This window comes from Streptomyces sp. NPDC085937 (genome assembly GCF_044540535.1).
Lineage (GTDB): Bacteria > Actinomycetota > Actinomycetes > Streptomycetales > Streptomycetaceae > Streptomyces.
On the sequence record NZ_JBITSH010000001.1, the window covers coordinates 446,495 to 460,472 of the forward strand.

General features: G+C 74.3%; 16 protein-coding genes. 7 read left to right on the top strand and 9 right to left on the bottom strand.

Annotated elements, in window-relative coordinates; translation table 11 throughout:
- Nucleotides 1-8: 8 nt before the first annotated feature.
- Nucleotides 9-1,121, top strand: a complete 1,113-nt coding sequence (locus tag ACIF8S_RS01770) for a hypothetical protein (protein WP_399996743.1) — start codon at nt 9-11, stop codon at nt 1,119-1,121.
- Here the strand turns inward: ACIF8S_RS01770 and ACIF8S_RS01775 are convergent.
- Genes ACIF8S_RS01775 through ACIF8S_RS01785 form a run of 3 tightly spaced genes read right to left on the bottom strand, consistent with a single transcriptional unit; the run spans nt 1,118 to nt 3,218 of the window.
- A complete protein-coding gene (locus ACIF8S_RS01775; protein WP_399996745.1) occupies nt 1,118-1,864 on the bottom strand; it encodes a class I SAM-dependent methyltransferase in 747 nt (248 codons plus the stop codon). The genes ACIF8S_RS01770 and ACIF8S_RS01775 overlap by 4 nt on opposite strands.
- A gap of 11 nt (nt 1,865-1,875) precedes the next feature.
- The gene (locus tag ACIF8S_RS01780) at nt 1,876-2,496 is read right to left on the bottom strand and encodes a DUF2064 domain-containing protein (protein ID WP_399996746.1); all 621 of its coding nucleotides are present in this window, start codon (nt 2,494-2,496) and stop codon (nt 1,876-1,878) included.
- Complete coding sequence (locus ACIF8S_RS01785) at nt 2,493-3,218, bottom strand: glycosyltransferase family 2 protein (RefSeq protein ID WP_399996747.1); 726 nt, start codon at nt 3,216-3,218, stop codon at nt 2,493-2,495. Before ACIF8S_RS01785 ends, ACIF8S_RS01780 begins: the two co-directional genes overlap by 4 nt.
- 104 nt (nt 3,219-3,322) lie before the next feature.
- Between ACIF8S_RS01785 and ACIF8S_RS01790 the strand changes: the two genes are divergently transcribed.
- Both ACIF8S_RS01790 and ACIF8S_RS01795 read left to right on the top strand, forming a co-directional pair.
- Nucleotides 3,323-4,042 carry a response regulator transcription factor gene (locus tag ACIF8S_RS01790; protein ID WP_399996748.1) on the top strand — a complete coding sequence of 240 codons (720 nt, stop codon included), beginning with the start codon at nt 3,323-3,325 and terminating at the stop codon, nt 4,040-4,042.
- Between the two features lie 2 nt (nt 4,043-4,044).
- Nucleotides 4,045-5,157, top strand: a complete 1,113-nt coding sequence (locus ACIF8S_RS01795) for a sensor histidine kinase (RefSeq protein WP_399996749.1) — start codon at nt 4,045-4,047, stop codon at nt 5,155-5,157.
- A gap of 307 nt (nt 5,158-5,464) precedes the next feature.
- Here ACIF8S_RS01795 and ACIF8S_RS01800 read toward each other — a convergent pair whose 3' ends face one another.
- The 3 genes from ACIF8S_RS01800 to ACIF8S_RS01810 are packed head-to-tail and all read right to left on the bottom strand — an operon-like array spanning nt 5,465 to nt 8,692.
- Complete coding sequence (locus ACIF8S_RS01800; RefSeq protein WP_399996750.1) at nt 5,465-6,454, bottom strand: NAD-dependent epimerase/dehydratase family protein; 990 nt, start codon at nt 6,452-6,454, stop codon at nt 5,465-5,467.
- 52 nt (nt 6,455-6,506) lie between these two features.
- The gene (locus ACIF8S_RS01805) at nt 6,507-7,964 is read right to left on the bottom strand and encodes a sensor histidine kinase (protein ID WP_399997058.1); all 1,458 of its coding nucleotides are present in this window, start codon (nt 7,962-7,964) and stop codon (nt 6,507-6,509) included.
- Between the two features lie 38 nt (nt 7,965-8,002).
- A complete protein-coding gene (locus tag ACIF8S_RS01810) occupies nt 8,003-8,692 on the bottom strand; it encodes a response regulator transcription factor (RefSeq protein WP_399996752.1) in 690 nt (229 codons plus the stop codon).
- Nucleotides 8,693-8,982: 290 nt separating this feature from the next.
- Between ACIF8S_RS01810 and ACIF8S_RS01815 the strand changes: the two genes are divergently transcribed.
- The 4 genes from ACIF8S_RS01815 to ACIF8S_RS01830 all read left to right on the top strand — a co-directional run bounded on the left by ACIF8S_RS01815 (nt 8,983) and on the right by ACIF8S_RS01830 (nt 12,523).
- Nucleotides 8,983-10,140 carry an ABC transporter ATP-binding protein gene (locus ACIF8S_RS01815; protein WP_399996753.1) on the top strand — a complete coding sequence of 386 codons (1,158 nt, stop codon included), beginning with the start codon at nt 8,983-8,985 and terminating at the stop codon, nt 10,138-10,140.
- Nucleotides 10,137-10,829: an ABC transporter permease gene (locus ACIF8S_RS01820; protein WP_399996754.1), complete on the top strand. Its 693-nt coding sequence runs from the start codon at nt 10,137-10,139 to the stop codon at nt 10,827-10,829. The genes ACIF8S_RS01815 and ACIF8S_RS01820 overlap by 4 nt, the downstream gene beginning before the upstream one ends.
- Nucleotides 10,826-11,491: an ABC transporter permease gene (locus ACIF8S_RS01825; RefSeq protein ID WP_399996755.1), complete on the top strand. Its 666-nt coding sequence runs from the start codon at nt 10,826-10,828 to the stop codon at nt 11,489-11,491. Before ACIF8S_RS01820 ends, ACIF8S_RS01825 begins: the two co-directional genes overlap by 4 nt.
- Nucleotides 11,492-11,566: 75 nt before the next feature.
- Complete coding sequence (locus tag ACIF8S_RS01830; RefSeq protein ID WP_399996756.1) at nt 11,567-12,523, top strand: ABC transporter substrate-binding protein; 957 nt, start codon at nt 11,567-11,569, stop codon at nt 12,521-12,523.
- Nucleotides 12,524-12,607: 84 nt separating this feature from the next.
- Here the strand turns inward: ACIF8S_RS01830 and ACIF8S_RS01835 are convergent, their stop codons facing one another.
- The 3 genes from ACIF8S_RS01835 to ACIF8S_RS01845 are packed head-to-tail and all read right to left on the bottom strand — an operon-like array spanning nt 12,608 to nt 13,977.
- Nucleotides 12,608-13,204, bottom strand: a complete 597-nt coding sequence (locus ACIF8S_RS01835) for a GTP-binding protein (RefSeq protein WP_399996757.1) — start codon at nt 13,202-13,204, stop codon at nt 12,608-12,610.
- A complete protein-coding gene (locus tag ACIF8S_RS01840) occupies nt 13,191-13,544 on the bottom strand; it encodes a DUF742 domain-containing protein (RefSeq protein WP_399996758.1) in 354 nt (117 codons plus the stop codon). The genes ACIF8S_RS01835 and ACIF8S_RS01840 overlap by 14 nt, the downstream gene beginning before the upstream one ends.
- 1 nt (nt 13,545) lies before the next feature.
- Nucleotides 13,546-13,977: a roadblock/LC7 domain-containing protein gene (locus ACIF8S_RS01845; protein WP_024884668.1), complete on the bottom strand. Its 432-nt coding sequence runs from the start codon at nt 13,975-13,977 to the stop codon at nt 13,546-13,548.
- Nucleotide 13,978: the final 1 nt, after the last annotated feature.

The window sequence follows — 13,978 nt, forward strand, 5'->3', positions numbered from 1 at the left end:
ACCGTCGAGTGAGCGGAGCCGGGGGGCAGGGCGGGTCGTCCGTGCCGGACGAGGAGTGGGAGCGGTTCCTGCGCGAGTCGGTGGACGGCGCGGCCGACGCGCCCGTGGAGCCGTCCGCGCGCGCCCGCGAGGTGCGGGCACGGCTGCGGAAGGGCGGCGGGCAGCCGGAGGGGTGGCGCACCTACACGCCGGCCACGCGCGGGCGCCGCACCGGCTGGTACGTGACCGGGCTGGTCGCGGCCGTCGCGCTGGTCCTCGTGGCGCTGTTCCCGCAGCAGATCGTCGGGTGGTTCGGCGGCGACGACGGCGAGCCGGCCGGGACGCCCATGGCCGCCGAGTCGGAGCGGCCCACCGCGGCCCCCGGCGCCGAGCGGGCCCTGCGCCCGACGCTCGACGAGCCGTTCCGCGGCTCGCCCGCCGCCCGCTGGGCCGACGGGCCCGACGGGATCACGGTGCCCCCGGCCAAGGCCACCGGCTGGATGGACGCGGCCCAGGTCGAGCGGGCGCTGCGGCGGAGCAAGGAGTTCATGGTGGCCGCCGGCCTCGACGCCGGTGTGCTGCGCGGGGAGCGGCCCGAGCGGGCGATCGCGCTGCTGAGTCCGCACCAGCGGGACGTACGGGAGTATCTGCGCGCGGCGCTGTCGTCGGCGACGCCCACCGAGGAGACGGACCCGCTGCTGCTGTTCAGCCGCTTCCGCCCGGACCAGGCCGAACCGGTCGGCGACGTCGTCAAGACGCGCGGGCGGCTCACCTACCGCGAGGGCGAGCGGGGCGCCGTCGAGGTCACGGCGGACGTCACCTTCGTCTACCCGGTCACCCCGGCGGCGGGTGACGGCGGGGCGGACGCGGAAGTGATCCGTACGATCGTCCGGCGCGAGGTGGTGATGAGCTGGGACGACCCGTCCAAGGTCGTCACCGAACCGGACACGATGTCGCTCGTGTCGTACTCGGTCGACATGACCAACGGCGGGTGCTCCGGCCCGACCGGCTACTTCGTACCCCCCTTCGGCAGGGCCGGCGAGCGGCCCGCCGACGCGTCACAGCTCGACCCGTACGACCGCAGCGAGCCCGTCGGCACGGCGACCGGGGCCGACGGCTGCGTGACCGCGACCCGCTCCTAGCTCGTCCGGCAGGGGCCGCCCCTCGCCGTGTCGGCGGGCGCTGGGGCCGGGGCGCGGAGGGTCGCGAAGGTTCGGGTGGGGGTGGACCACCGGTCCTCCGGGTGCCAGCCGCCCGCCCGGGCGTGGCGCAGCAGTGCCGGAGTGCCGAGGCGGGCCCAGGGGAAGAGTTCGCCGGGGCTGCCGTGGGCGTCGGTGACCTGGACCAGGATCCGTTCGTCCACCTCCGGGTCCGGCACCGTCTCGACGATCAGCAGACCCCCCGCCGTGAGGACCCGGGCCATCCGGTCCAGCAGCGCGGCCGGGTCGCCGCCGATGCCGATGTTGCCGTCCATCAGCAGGGCCGTGTCCCAGCGCCCGGCGCCCGGCAGCGGGCCGAAGACCGAGGCCGGCACCGCTTGTCCGCCGCGCCGGACGGTGTGCGCGACCGCGGCCTCGCTGACGTCGATGCCGAGGGCCCGGCGCCCCTGCGCGCCGAGCGCGGCCACCAGCCGTCCGGGACCGCAGCCCACGTCCAGCACCGTGCCTTCGCAGCGCCCCAGCACCTCCAGGTCGGCCGCGTCCGGCTCCGCGCACCAGCGCTCCACGTCCAGCGGCAGCAGCCGCCCGTCGGATTGGCGCAGGAACAGCGGGCCCCGCCCGGCGCGCAGGGCGTCGGCGTAGGGGTCGGCCGACCAGGCGCGGTCCGCGGACGGAGCCGGACGGCCGGTCGTGCGCTGCGGTCCGAGGCGGGACGTCGTCGCCACCCGCGCCCCGCTCACCGGCGGGCCGCCGTCAGCTCGGCCAGCCGCGCGGCGAACCGGCCGCCCGGCGCCGCGCCGGCGACGGCCGCCGCGTCCCGGGCCGTGTCGACGTCACGCAGCAACGGCAGGTCCCGTACCCGCAGGCCGTCCAGCCGCCGCCGTTGCGCGGCCCCCGTGTCCGGCCGTGACATGGGCACCCCGCGCAGCAGCCCGGGGTCGGGCGCTGCCAGGCCCAGCGCCCAGAAGCCGCCGTCGGCGGCAGGGCCGAACCAGGCGTCGCAGTCCGCGAAGTCCACGGCGAGCAGCTCCGGCGTCACCTGCGGGGTGTCCATCCCGATGAGCAGCGCGGGCCCGTCGCACCCGGTGAACGCGGCGGCCAGCCGCTCGTCGAGACCGCCCGTACCCTGCGGTACGACCTCCACGCCGGCCGGCAGCCACGGTCCCGGCGCCCCGTCCAGCACCAGCACCCGGCGTCCCGCGGGCGTGCGGGCGACCACGTCGAGGGTGTCCGCGAGCGCGGCCTCGGCGAGCGCGGCCGCCTCCTCGGGCGTGAACGGCGGCGTCAGCCGGGTCTTCACCCGGCCCGGCCGGGGCTCCTTGGCGATGACGAGCAGCGTGAGCGGGGACGACGTCACGAGGCCACCCCCTCGCGCGCGGCGGGCTCCTGGAGCACCCGGCTCATGTCCCGTACCGCCTGGAAGGTGCCGCGCCAGGTGCCGGTCACCTTGGAGGCGCCGGTGCGCGGCGTGTACGGCACGTCGTGCTCGGTGACGCGCCACCCGGCGTCGGCGGCGCGCACCACCATCTGCAGCGGGTAGCCGCTGCGCCGGTCGGTCAGGTCCAGGGCGAGCAGCTCCTCGCGCCGGGCCGCCCGCAGCGGGCCGAGGTCCCGCAGCCGCAGTCCGGTGCGGCGGCGCAGCAGCCGGGCCAGGGCGACGTTGCCGGCCCGGGCGTGCAGTGGCCAGGCGCCCCGCCCCCGTGGCCGGCGCCGGCCCAGGACCAGGTCGGCCGCGCCGGTGCGGACCTCGTGGACGAACGGCACCAGGTCCGCCGGGTCCAGCGAGGCGTCGCAGTCACAGAAGCAGACGATGTCGGCCGTGGCGGCGCTCAGCCCGGCGTGGCACGCGGCGCCGAAACCGCGCCGCGCCTCGTGCACGACGGTGGCGCCGAGCTCACGGGCGACGCGGTCGGAGCCGTCCGTGGAGCCGTTGTCGACGACGAGCGCGCGCCAGCCGGGCGGGATCCGCCGCAGCACCCACGGCAGCGCCGCGGCCTCGTCGAGACAGGGCAGGACGACGTCGACGGACGCCGGGCCCGGTGGTTCCGGGGAGGAGGGGGAGGAGGTCACGGCTCTCACCCTACGAACGCCAAACGGGCATTCCGGGCAACGCCTCCTTACGAAACACGGACGTCGGCGCCCGCCCGGCCGGTTCGCGCGCGCGGGGTGCGACGCTGGACGGCATGGATCAGCCACCACCGAGCGGCGAGGCCGGAGCCCGGGTCCTCGTCGTCGACGACGACCCCACCGTCGCCGAGATCGTCACGGGCTACCTGGACCGCGCCGGCTACGTCGTCGAGCGGGCCGGCGACGGCCCCGACGCGCTCGCCCGCGCCGCCGCCCACTGGCCCGACCTGGTCGTCCTCGACCTCATGCTGCCCGGCATGGACGGCCTCGAGGTGTGCCGCAGGATGCGCGGACAGGGGCCCGTGCCGGTCATCATGCTCACCGCGCGCGGCGACGAGGACGACCGCATCCTCGGCCTGGAGGTCGGCGCCGACGACTACGTCACCAAGCCGTTCAGCCCGCGCGAGCTGGTCCTGCGCGTCGAGTCCGTGCTGCGCCGCACCCGTCCCGGGCCGGCCGCGTCCGGGCTGCTGCGCGCCGCCGGCCTCACCGTCGACCCCGCCGCCCGCCGGGCCACCAAGAACGGCGCCGAACTCGCCCTCACGATCCGCGAGTTCGACCTCCTCGCCTTCCTCCTGGCCCATCCGGGGCGGGCGTTCGCGCGGGAGGAGCTGATGCGGGAGGTGTGGGGCTGGGACTTCGGCGACCTGTCCACCGTGACCGTCCATGTACGGCGGCTGCGCGGCAAGGTCGAGGACGACCCGGCACGGCCCCGGCTGATCCAGACCGTGTGGGGTGTCGGCTACCGCTTCGACCCCGCGACCGGGGAGGCGTGACGATGCGGGACACCCTGCTCATCGCCCTGTTCGCGTTCCTCGGCGCCACCACGGCCGGCGTGCTCGGCGCGGGCGTGCTGCTGCTGATCCGGCGCCGGTCGCTGACCGCGCACCTCGCGGTCGTCGCCGCCGTCGCCGTCACCGCCATGTTCGCCGGCACGCTGGCCGTCGCGCGGGCGATGTTCCTCTCGTCGCACGACCTGAGCGTGGTGACCACGGTCGTCGCCATGGCCGCCGTGGTCTCCCTGGTCACCGCGCTGCTGCTGGGGCGCTGGGTCGTCGCCCGCAGCCGGGAACTCGCGCTCGCCGCGCGCTCCTTCGGGGACGGCGGTGAGTTCGCCGCGCCCGACGGGCCGGCCACCGCGGAACTCGCGGCGCTGAGCCGGGAGCTGGAGGCCACCAGTGTGCGGCTCGCCCAGTCACGGGACCGGGAGCGGGCCCTGGAGTCCTCCCGGCGGGAACTCGTCGCCTGGATCTCCCACGACCTGCGCACACCGCTCGCCGGACTGCGCGCCATGGCGGAGGCGCTGGAGGACGGTGTCGCCGCGGAACCCGACCGCTACCTGCGGCAGATGCGCACGGAGGTGGAACGCCTCAACGACATGGTCGGCGACCTGTTCGAGCTGTCCCGCATCCACGCGGGGACGCTGAAGCTGTCCCCCGCCCGGATCAGCCTCTACGACCTGGTCGGCGACGCCCTGGCCGGGGCGGATCCGCTCGCCCGCGAGCACGGCGTACGGCTGGTGGGTGAGGGGGTGGAGCCGGTGCCGGTGGAGGTGGACGGCCGGGAGATGAGCCGGGTGCTGGGGAACCTCCTGGTGAACGCGATTCGCCGGACTCCGGCGGACGGCACGGTGGCGGTGGCCGCGCGGCGGTCGTCCGAGGGGGCGGTGGTGGTGTCCGTGACGGACGGGTGCGGGGGCATTCCGGAGGAGGATCTGCCGCGCGTCTTCGACACGGGGTGGCGGGGGACGCATGCGCGGACGCCTCCGGCGGGGGCGGGGCTTGGGCTTGCGATCGTGCGGGGGATTGTCGAGGCGCACCGGGGGACGGCGTCCGTCCGTAACGTCAGGGGAGGGTGTCGGTTCGAGGTGAGGTTGCCTGCGGAGGCGTGAGGTGAGGGGGTGCGCAGTTCCCCGCGCCCCTGGGGCGTGTGCCCGTTGGGGGCGTTCGGTGGGTGCGGGTGGGTAGGGGCTGGTCGCGCAGTTCCCCGCGCCCCTGAGGGGGTGGTGGTTGGCTTCGTCGCCTGGGTGCGGCAGTGTTGTGGCTGGTTGCGCAGTTCCCCGCGGCCCTGAGGGGGTGGTGGTTGGCTTCGTCGCCTGGGTGCGGCAGTGTTGTGGCTGGTTGCGCAGTTCCCCGCGCCCCTGAGGGGGTGGTGGTTGGCTTCGTCGCCCGGGTGCGGCAGTGTTGTTGTTCGTGTTTCTACGGGGCGGTTGCGAACTCTCTCATTCCTTCCTCGAAGGTGATCTCCGGCTTCCAGCCCAGGTCCGCTCGCAGGCGGGCCGAGTCCGCCGTGATGTGGCGGACGTCGCCCAGGCGGTACTCGCCGGTGACGACGGGGGACGGGCCGCCGTGGGCCTCGGCGAGGGCGTGGGCCATCTCGCCGACCGTGTGCGGTGTGCCGCTGCCCGTGTTGTAGGCGGTGAGGGCGCCGGCGGGCGGATCCGCCTCCAGGGCCGCCACGTTCGCCGAGGCGACGTCCCGGACGTGGACGAAGTCACGGCGCTGGCCGCCGTCCTCGAAGACCCGCGGGGCCTCGCCGCGGGCCAGGGCCGAGCGGAAGAAGGACGCCACCCCGGCGTACGGGGTGTCCCGGGGCATTCCCGGCCCGTACACGTTGTGGTAGCGCAGCGACACCGCCGAGCCGCCCGTCGCGCGGGCCCAGGCGGCGGCCAGGTGCTCCTGCGCCAGCTTGGTGGTGGCGTACACGTTGCGCGGGTCGGCCGGGGCGTCCTCGCCGACCAGGCCCGGCTCCAGCGCGGCACCGCACACCGGGCACCGGGGCTCGAACCGCCCGGCCGCCAGGTCCGCCTCGGCGCGCGGCCCCGGCCGCACCACGCCGTGCCCGGCACAGACGTAACGGCCTTCTCCGTACACCACCATCGAGCCGGCCAGCACCAGCCGCCGTACGCCCGCGTCGGCCATCGCGGCCAGCAGGACGGCCGTCCCCAGGTCGTTGCGGGAGACGTACTCCGGGGCGTCGCCGAAGCCCGTGCCGAGGCCGACCATCGCCGCCTGGTGGCAGACGGCGTCCACCCCGTCGAGCGCCGCGCGCACCGCGCCCGGTGAGCGGACGTCCGCCGCCGGATCGGTACGGACGTCGAACACCACGGGTTCGTGCCCGCGCTCCCGCAGCGCCGTCACGACGGTGGACCCGATGAACCCGGCACCGCCGGTGACCAGTACGCGCATGCCCTCACGCTAAGCCCGCCGCAGCCCCCGCACCGGCTCCACGCCGGGCACGTCACGGTTCCGTAAGACCCGTGGGCCGCCGGCCGGGTGGGCGCCCGGAACCTCGGCGCACCCCTCGCAGCGGCAGCCGTACGGTGAAGACCGTCGCCCCCGGCTCGGTGGTCAGGGTGATGTCGCCGCCGTGGGCGCGGACCAGGGAGCGGGCGACCGACAGGCCCAGGCCGCTGCCGCCGCGGTCCCGGCTGCGGGCCTTGTCGACGCGGCGGAAGCGGTCGAAGACCCGCTCCCGGTCCTCGGCCGGGATGCCGGGGCCCGCGTCGGCCACCCGTACCAGGGCCGCGTCACCGGAGACCGCGACCTCGACGGAGACCGGGGTGCCGGCCGGGGTGTGCACGGCCGCGTTGGCCAGCAGGTTGTCCAGCACCTGCCGCACCCGCTGCGGATCGAGCGGCAGCACCAGGGGGCCGGGGGCCCGGGCCGTGACGGTGAGCGGATGCGTCGGGCGCGCCGCCCGGAACGCGTCCGCGGCCTGCCGCACCAGCTCCGTCAGATCCGTGTCGGCCGTACGCAGCGGCGCCTCCGCCTCCGCCGAGTCCAGCCGGGCGAGCAGCAGCAGGTCGTCCAGCAGGACACCCATCCGCGCGGCCTCGGCCCGCAGCCGGGCAAGATGCCGTTCCCGCTCGGCGGGTTCGTTCGCGGCGGCGTACTGGAACAGGTCCGCGTATCCGCGCACCGACATCAGCGGGGTGCGCAGTTCGTGCGAGGCGTCCGCGACGAAGCGGCGCAGCCGCTGCTCGGCCCGCGCGCGGACCGCGAGCGAGTCGTCGATGTGCTCCAGCATCGTGTTGAACGCCGTGCGCAGCTCCGCCACCTCGCGCCCGCCGTCGCGTCCGTCCGCGCGCAGCGGCAGCCGGGCCGCCGACTCGGTCAGGTCGTGCGAGGCGATGCCGTGCGCGGTGTGCGCCATGTCGCTCAGCGGTTGCAGTCCGCGCCGCAGCATCCGCCGCCCGAACACCACCAGCGCCGCCAGCGCGAGCGCGAACACCACCACCTGCACGGTGACCAGCCGTTCGACGGTCTTCTCGACGTCCTCCACGGGAGCGGCGCTCACCAGCACCACTCCCGGCTCCACCTCGCAGCCGCGCAGCCGGTACGTGCCCTCCCCGTCGATCCGCGCGGTGCGCATCAGCTCCGTGTCGGAGTGCGCCATCGCCCGCGCGAGTTCGGACAGCGGCCGGGTGTCGTCGGGCACGTCGGCCGGCCGGCGCAGCGAGACCGAGTCGCCGCTGACGTCGTACACCGCCGTGAACCAGCCGTAGTACGGCTTGCGCCGCACCGTGCCGTGCGCCGCGGCGTCCTTGGCCTGCACGGTCTGGATCAGCTTCAGCTGGTCGCCGAGCTGCTGCTGGAGATAGTCCCGCATGTAGGCGGTGAGCGCCGTGCCGACGACCGCGAACACCGCCAGCGACAGCACTCCGAGGCCCAGCGCCAGCCGGGTGCCCAGCCGCATCCGCCGGTGGACGTCCCGCAGCCGCCGGGCCGTCGCCCTCACTCCGCCGCCTGCCGGACCACGTAGCCGAAGCCCCGCACGGTCCGGATCAGCGGGGCGCCCGTGGCGTCCAGCTTGCGCCGCAGCCGGCTGACCACCAGTTCCACCACGTTGGCCCGGCCGCCGAAGCCGTACTCCCACACGTGGTCCAGGATCTGCGCCTTCGTCAGCACGGTCGGCGAGCGGCGCATCAGATAGCGCAGCACCTCGTACTCGGTCGGGGTGAGCGCCAGCAGGTGCTCGCCCCGCCGCACCTCCCGGGTGTCCTCGTCCAGCGACAGGTCCCCCACCCGCAGCACCGACCGCCGGAAGTCCGGGCCCGCGCTGCGCCGCAGCACCGTGCGCAGCCGCGCCATCAGCTCCTCCACGGCGAACGGCTTGACCAGGTAGTCGTCGCCGCCCCGGGTGAGCCCGGCCACCCGGTCGGCGACCCCGTCCCGGGCGGTGAGGAACACCACCGGCACCATCCGCCCCGAGCTGCGCAGCCCGTCCAGCACGCCGAAGCCGTCGACGTCCGGCAGCATCAGGTCCAGCACCACGATGTCCGGGCGGAACGCGGCGGCGCGGCGCAGCGCCTCCTCGCCCGAGTGGGCGGTGACCGCCTCCCAGCCCTCGTACCGGGCGACCGTCGCCACCAGGTCGGCTATCGGAGGGTCGTCGTCCACCACGAGTACGCGCACTCTGTCCACGCGCCCATACTGCGGCACGGCACCGCCCGTGCCCGAGGCCCCCGCACGGCCGGAGCCCGATCGACAGCGAACCGACAGCGAACCGACAGGATCGGGGCTACGGCCCGTGCGGATCAGGTGGTTTGCCCCGCCGGGATCCGGGCAGGTGCCGCCCTGGCCCTCGGCCGCCCCCGCCGCCGGGGTCCCGTGACACCCGGGGCGTCGTCGGTGCCGCCGTCTACACTCGACCGGCACCCGGCGCGGTCGATACCGGCCGACCATCCTCAGCCACCCGAAGGGCAAGCGGCGTCTTGATACGGATCGACTCAGTCACGAAGCGGTACCCGGACGGCACGGTGGCGGTCGACCGGCTGTCGCTGGAGATCCCGGACCGCTCGATCACCGTCCTCGTCGGACCTTCGGGCTGCGGCAAGACGACCACCCTCCGCATGATCAACCGGATGGTCGAGCCCACCGAGGGGACGATCCTCCTCGACGGCGAGGACGTGCGGCGCCAGCCCGTCACCGCCCTGCGCCGCTCCATGGGGTACGTCATCCAGAACGCGGGCCTCTTCCAGCACCGCACGATCGTCGACAACATCGCGACCGTCCCCCGCATGCTCGGCTGGGGCAAGCAGCGCGCCCGGGAGCGGGCGGCGGAGCTGATGGAACGGGTGGGCCTCGACACCGCGCTCGCGAAGCGGTACCCCTACCAGCTCTCCGGCGGCCAGCAGCAGCGCGTCGGGGTGGCGCGGGCGCTCGCCGCGGACCCGCCGGTGCTGCTGATGGACGAGCCGTTCTCGGCCGTCGACCCGGTGGTGCGCAAGGGACTCCAGGACGAACTGCTGCGCATCCAGGACGAACTGGGCAAGACCATCGTCTTCGTCACCCACGACATCGACGAGGCGATCAAGCTCGGCACCATGGTCGCCGTGCTGCGTGAGGGCGGCCGGCTCGCCCAGTACGCCCCGCCCGCCGACCTGCTGTCGAACCCCGCGGACGGCTTCGTCGAGGACTTCCTCGGCGCCGACCGGGGCATCCGCCGGCTCTCCTTCTTCACCTCCGAGGCGCTGGAGCTGACCACCGACGCCGTGGTCCCGGCCGGTGCCCCCGCCGAACGCCTCACCGCCGGCAAGGCCCCGTACCTGCTGGTGACCGACGCCGACGGCCGTCCGCTCGGCTGGCGCGAGCGCGGGAGCACCGGCGACTCCGGCGGGCTCCTGCCGTACGGGCGCCCGTTCCGGCCCGGTACGGACTCGCTGCGGGTCGCGCTCGACTGCGCGGTCCTCTCGCCCACCGGCTGGGCGGTCGCCGTGGACGGCGACGGCCGGGTGACCGGGGTGGTCTCCCAGCAGACCATCGGCGAGGCGATCCGCGCCGCCCACACGGCGGCCGGCACCGCACCCGCCGGGGCCGCGGCGGACGCCCCCGCGCCGGAGCGCGGCGAGGACGAGAAGGTCGCCGGATGAGCGGCTTCTTCGACATCCCCAGCGACCTCCAGCACAGCTGGGCCGGCCTGATCGGGCTGCACCTGCGCGAGGCCCTGCTGCCGGTGGCCGCCGGGCTGCTCCTCGCGCTGCCACTGGCGCTGCTGTGCGGCCGGTTCCGCTGGCTGTACCCGCCGGTGCTCGGTGTGACGACCGTGCTGTACGCCGTGCCGTCCCTGGCGTTCTTCGTCGTGCTCATCGACTACACCGGCCAGACCGAGCTGACCGTGATGATCCCGCTGGCCCTGTACAGCCTGGTGGTGCTGGTCCCGGCGATCGTCGACGGTGTGCGCTCGGTGTCCGACGAGACCCTCGCCGCGGCCACCGCCATGGGCTTCGGTCCCGTACGGCGCTACGTGCAGGTGCAGTTGCCCATCGCCGCGCCCGCGATCATCGCCGGGCTGCGGGTCGCCACCGCGTCCAGCATCTCCCTGGTGAGCGTCGGCGCCCTCATCGGCAACCAGGGCGCCCTCGGCAACCTGCTGGCCGCCGCGCAGAAGTACGACCGGCCCGAACTCGCGGCGAACGCCGTGCTCACCACCGCGGCCCTGGCGATCCTGTGCGACGTCGCGCTGGTCGCCCTGCGCCGGGCGCTGACGCCCTGGATGCCCGGCCGGAAACCGGCCGCGCCGCCGCGTGAGGAACTCCTCGCGAAGGGTGCCGCCCGGTGAACGTCCTCAGCTTCGTCCAGGCGTTCTTCAGCGACAACGCCCACTGGCACGGCTACGACGGCATCCCCACGCGCTTCGTGGAGCACGTCCGGTACTCGCTGCTGGCCCTCGCGATCGCGTCCGCGATCGGCCTGCCCGTCGGGCTGCTGACCGGGCACACCGGACGCGGCGGCAACGCGATCGCCTTCGTCGCGAACGCGGCCCGCGCCCTGCCCAGTTTCGGACTGCTGGTGCTCGCCGTGCTGCTCATCGGCTTCGGGCTGCTGCCCGTCATGATCCCGCTGGTCGTGCTGGCCGTCCCGCCGATCCTGGTGACCACGTACGAGGCGGTCCGCACCGTCGACCCGGCGCCGGTGGACGCGGCCCGCGGCATGGGCATGCGCGAGTCGCGGATCCTGTTCCGGGTGGAGGTGCCGGTGGCGCTCCCGCTGATCCTCGGCGGTCTGCGGACCGCCGCCATCCAGATCGTGTCGACGGCAACCATCGCCGCCTACGTCAGTCTCGGCGGGCTGGGCCGGTACATCATCGACGGGCTCTACCAGCGCGACTACGAGAAGGTCGTCGGCGGCGCGACGCTGGTGGCGGTCCTGGCGCTGGTCACCCTCGCGCTGTTCTGGGCCGCGGGACGGTTCGCGGTGTCGCCCGGAGTGCGCCGCCGCTGACATTCGATCAGCTGTGCGACAAATGTAACCCAAGCGGTCTTGACCGACCGTGAAACGGCTGGATTGGATCGGTGAATGATTTCCACGGCGAAGAGCTGCAGACCCACCAAGAGGCACACCGGGGCGGCGGCCGTCGCGCTCGCCGCCGCGGCGGCGCTGCTCGCGGGCTGTTCCTCCGGTGACACCTCCGAGAACCCGCTCGACGGCGAGAAGGCGGACGCCGGCACCGTCGTCGTCGGCTCGAACAACTTCGCCGAGTCCACCCTGCTCGCCGACATCTACGGCGAGGCGCTGCGCGCCAAGGGCCTGAAGGTCACCTACAAGCACAACATCGGCAGCCGTGAGACCACGTACGGCCTGATGAAGAACGGCTCGGTGACGGTCCTCCCGGAGTACAACGGCTCCCTCCTCGCCTACCTCGACGCCGACGCGGAGCAGACCTCCGCCGACGCGGTCAACGAGGCGGTGAAGGCCAAGCTGGACAAGCAGCTGACGCTTCTGGAGTCCTCGCCGGCCGAGGACAAGGACTCGGTGAGCGTCAACGCCGCGACGGCGAAGAAGTACGGCCTGACCGCCGAGTCCACGCTCGCCGACCTCAAGGACGTCGCGCCCGAGCTGACGATCGGCGGCTCGCCCGAGTTCCAGACCCGGCAGCAGGGCCTGAAGGGCCTGGAGGCGGTCTACGGGCTGAAGTTCAAGACCTTCAAGGCACTGGACGCGGGCGGCCCGCTGACCCAGGCGGCCCTCGCGCAGAACGAGGTGCAGGCGGCGGACGTCTTCACGACCGACCCGACGATCGTGAAGGAGAAGTTCGTCGTCCTGAAGGACCCGGAGAACCTCTTCGGGTTCGCCAACGTCACCCCGCTGGTCCGCAAGGACGGGCTGTCGCAGGAGGGCGTCGAGGCACTGAACGCGGTCTCCGCGAAGCTGGACACCAAGACGCTCCTCGACCTGGACGCCCAGGTGCAGCTGGAGAAGAAGGACCCGCTGGACGTGGCCAAGACCTGGCTGAAGTCCGCCGGCCTCACCTGAGACGCACCGCGGGGGTGCGGCGACCCGCCGCACCCCACGGGCGCCTCGCCCGGCTGCTCGTCCGGCCGCGCCTCGCGGGTGCGTTCAGCGCACTGCCGTCGTCTGGGCGATCAGCAGGTCGATGAGGGCGATCAGCACGTCCCTGGAGGACTCCCGCTCCCGCGCGTCGCACAGCAGCACCGGCACCTCCGCGGGCAGCGTCAGCGCCTCGCGGATGTCCTCCGCCGGGTACGGGTGCTCGCCGTGGAAGCCGTTGGCGGCGACCACGAACGGGATGCCCCGCCGCTCGAAGAAGTCGATCGCGGCGAAGCTCGACTTGGGCCTGCGCACGTCGACCAGGACCACCGCGCCCAGCGCGCCGACGGCCAGGTCGTTCCACATGAACCAGAACCGCTGCTGTCCCGGCGTGCCGAACAGGTAGAGCACCAGGTCGTCGGAGACGGTGATCCGGCCGAAGTCCATCGCGACCGTGGTGACACGTTTCTCCTCCACGCCGTCGAGGTCGTCGACGTCCAGGCCCGCCATGGTCAGCGACTCCTCGGTGCGCAGCGGCCTGATCTCGCTGACCGAGCCGACCATGGTCGTCTTGCCCACGCCGAAGCCGCCGGCGATCAGGATCTTGACCGTGTCGGGCGCCCCGAGGTCCGCGGACGCCCGGGCGGTGGTGTCAGAGCCGGCCAAGGCCCTCCCTCACTTTCTGCAGCAGGTCCGGATCCGGAGTGGTGACGGAACGCGGCGCGCGGACGGTGATCCGGCCCGCCTCCAGCAGGTCGCAGAGCATGATGACGACCACGCTCACCGGCAGGTCGAGCCGCGCGGCGAGCTCGGCGACCGCCACCGGCTCCACGCACAGCCGCAGGATCCGCGTGTGCTCCGGCTGCGGCCGGGCGGCCGTCTCCGGCTGCGGGTCCGCCGCCGTCACCGTCGTGATGAGCGTGAAGTCGGCGCGGCTCGGCCGGGTGCGGCCCCCGGTCAGGGTGAACGGCCGTACCAGCCGGCCCGCCGAGTCGCTGCCGCCCACGTCACACGCCTGGGTCGACGGCGGGACCGCCGGCGTCCCGCGGGGCCGCGCTGAGGTGCTCGCCGATCTTCTTCACCAGCATGTTCATCTGGTACGCCACCACGCCGACGTCCGCCTTCGGACCCGTCAGCACCACCAGGTGGGCGCCGGGCCCCGCCGAGGTGAGGATCAGGTAGCTGTGCGCCATCTCGATGAGCGCCTGGCGCACCGGGCCGCCGCGGAAGTCCATGCTGACGCCCTTGCTGAGGCTCATCAGACCGGACGCGGTGGCGGCCAGTCGCTCCGCGTCGTCGCGCAGGAAGCCGGTGGACTTGCTGACCACCAGGCCGTCCTCGGAGAGGACCACGGCCTGGTTCACGTCGGCGACCCGTTCCACGAGTCCGGTCAGCAGCTGGTCGAGCTGGGTGTGGGTGGCGGGCAGGGGGCGTGTCATG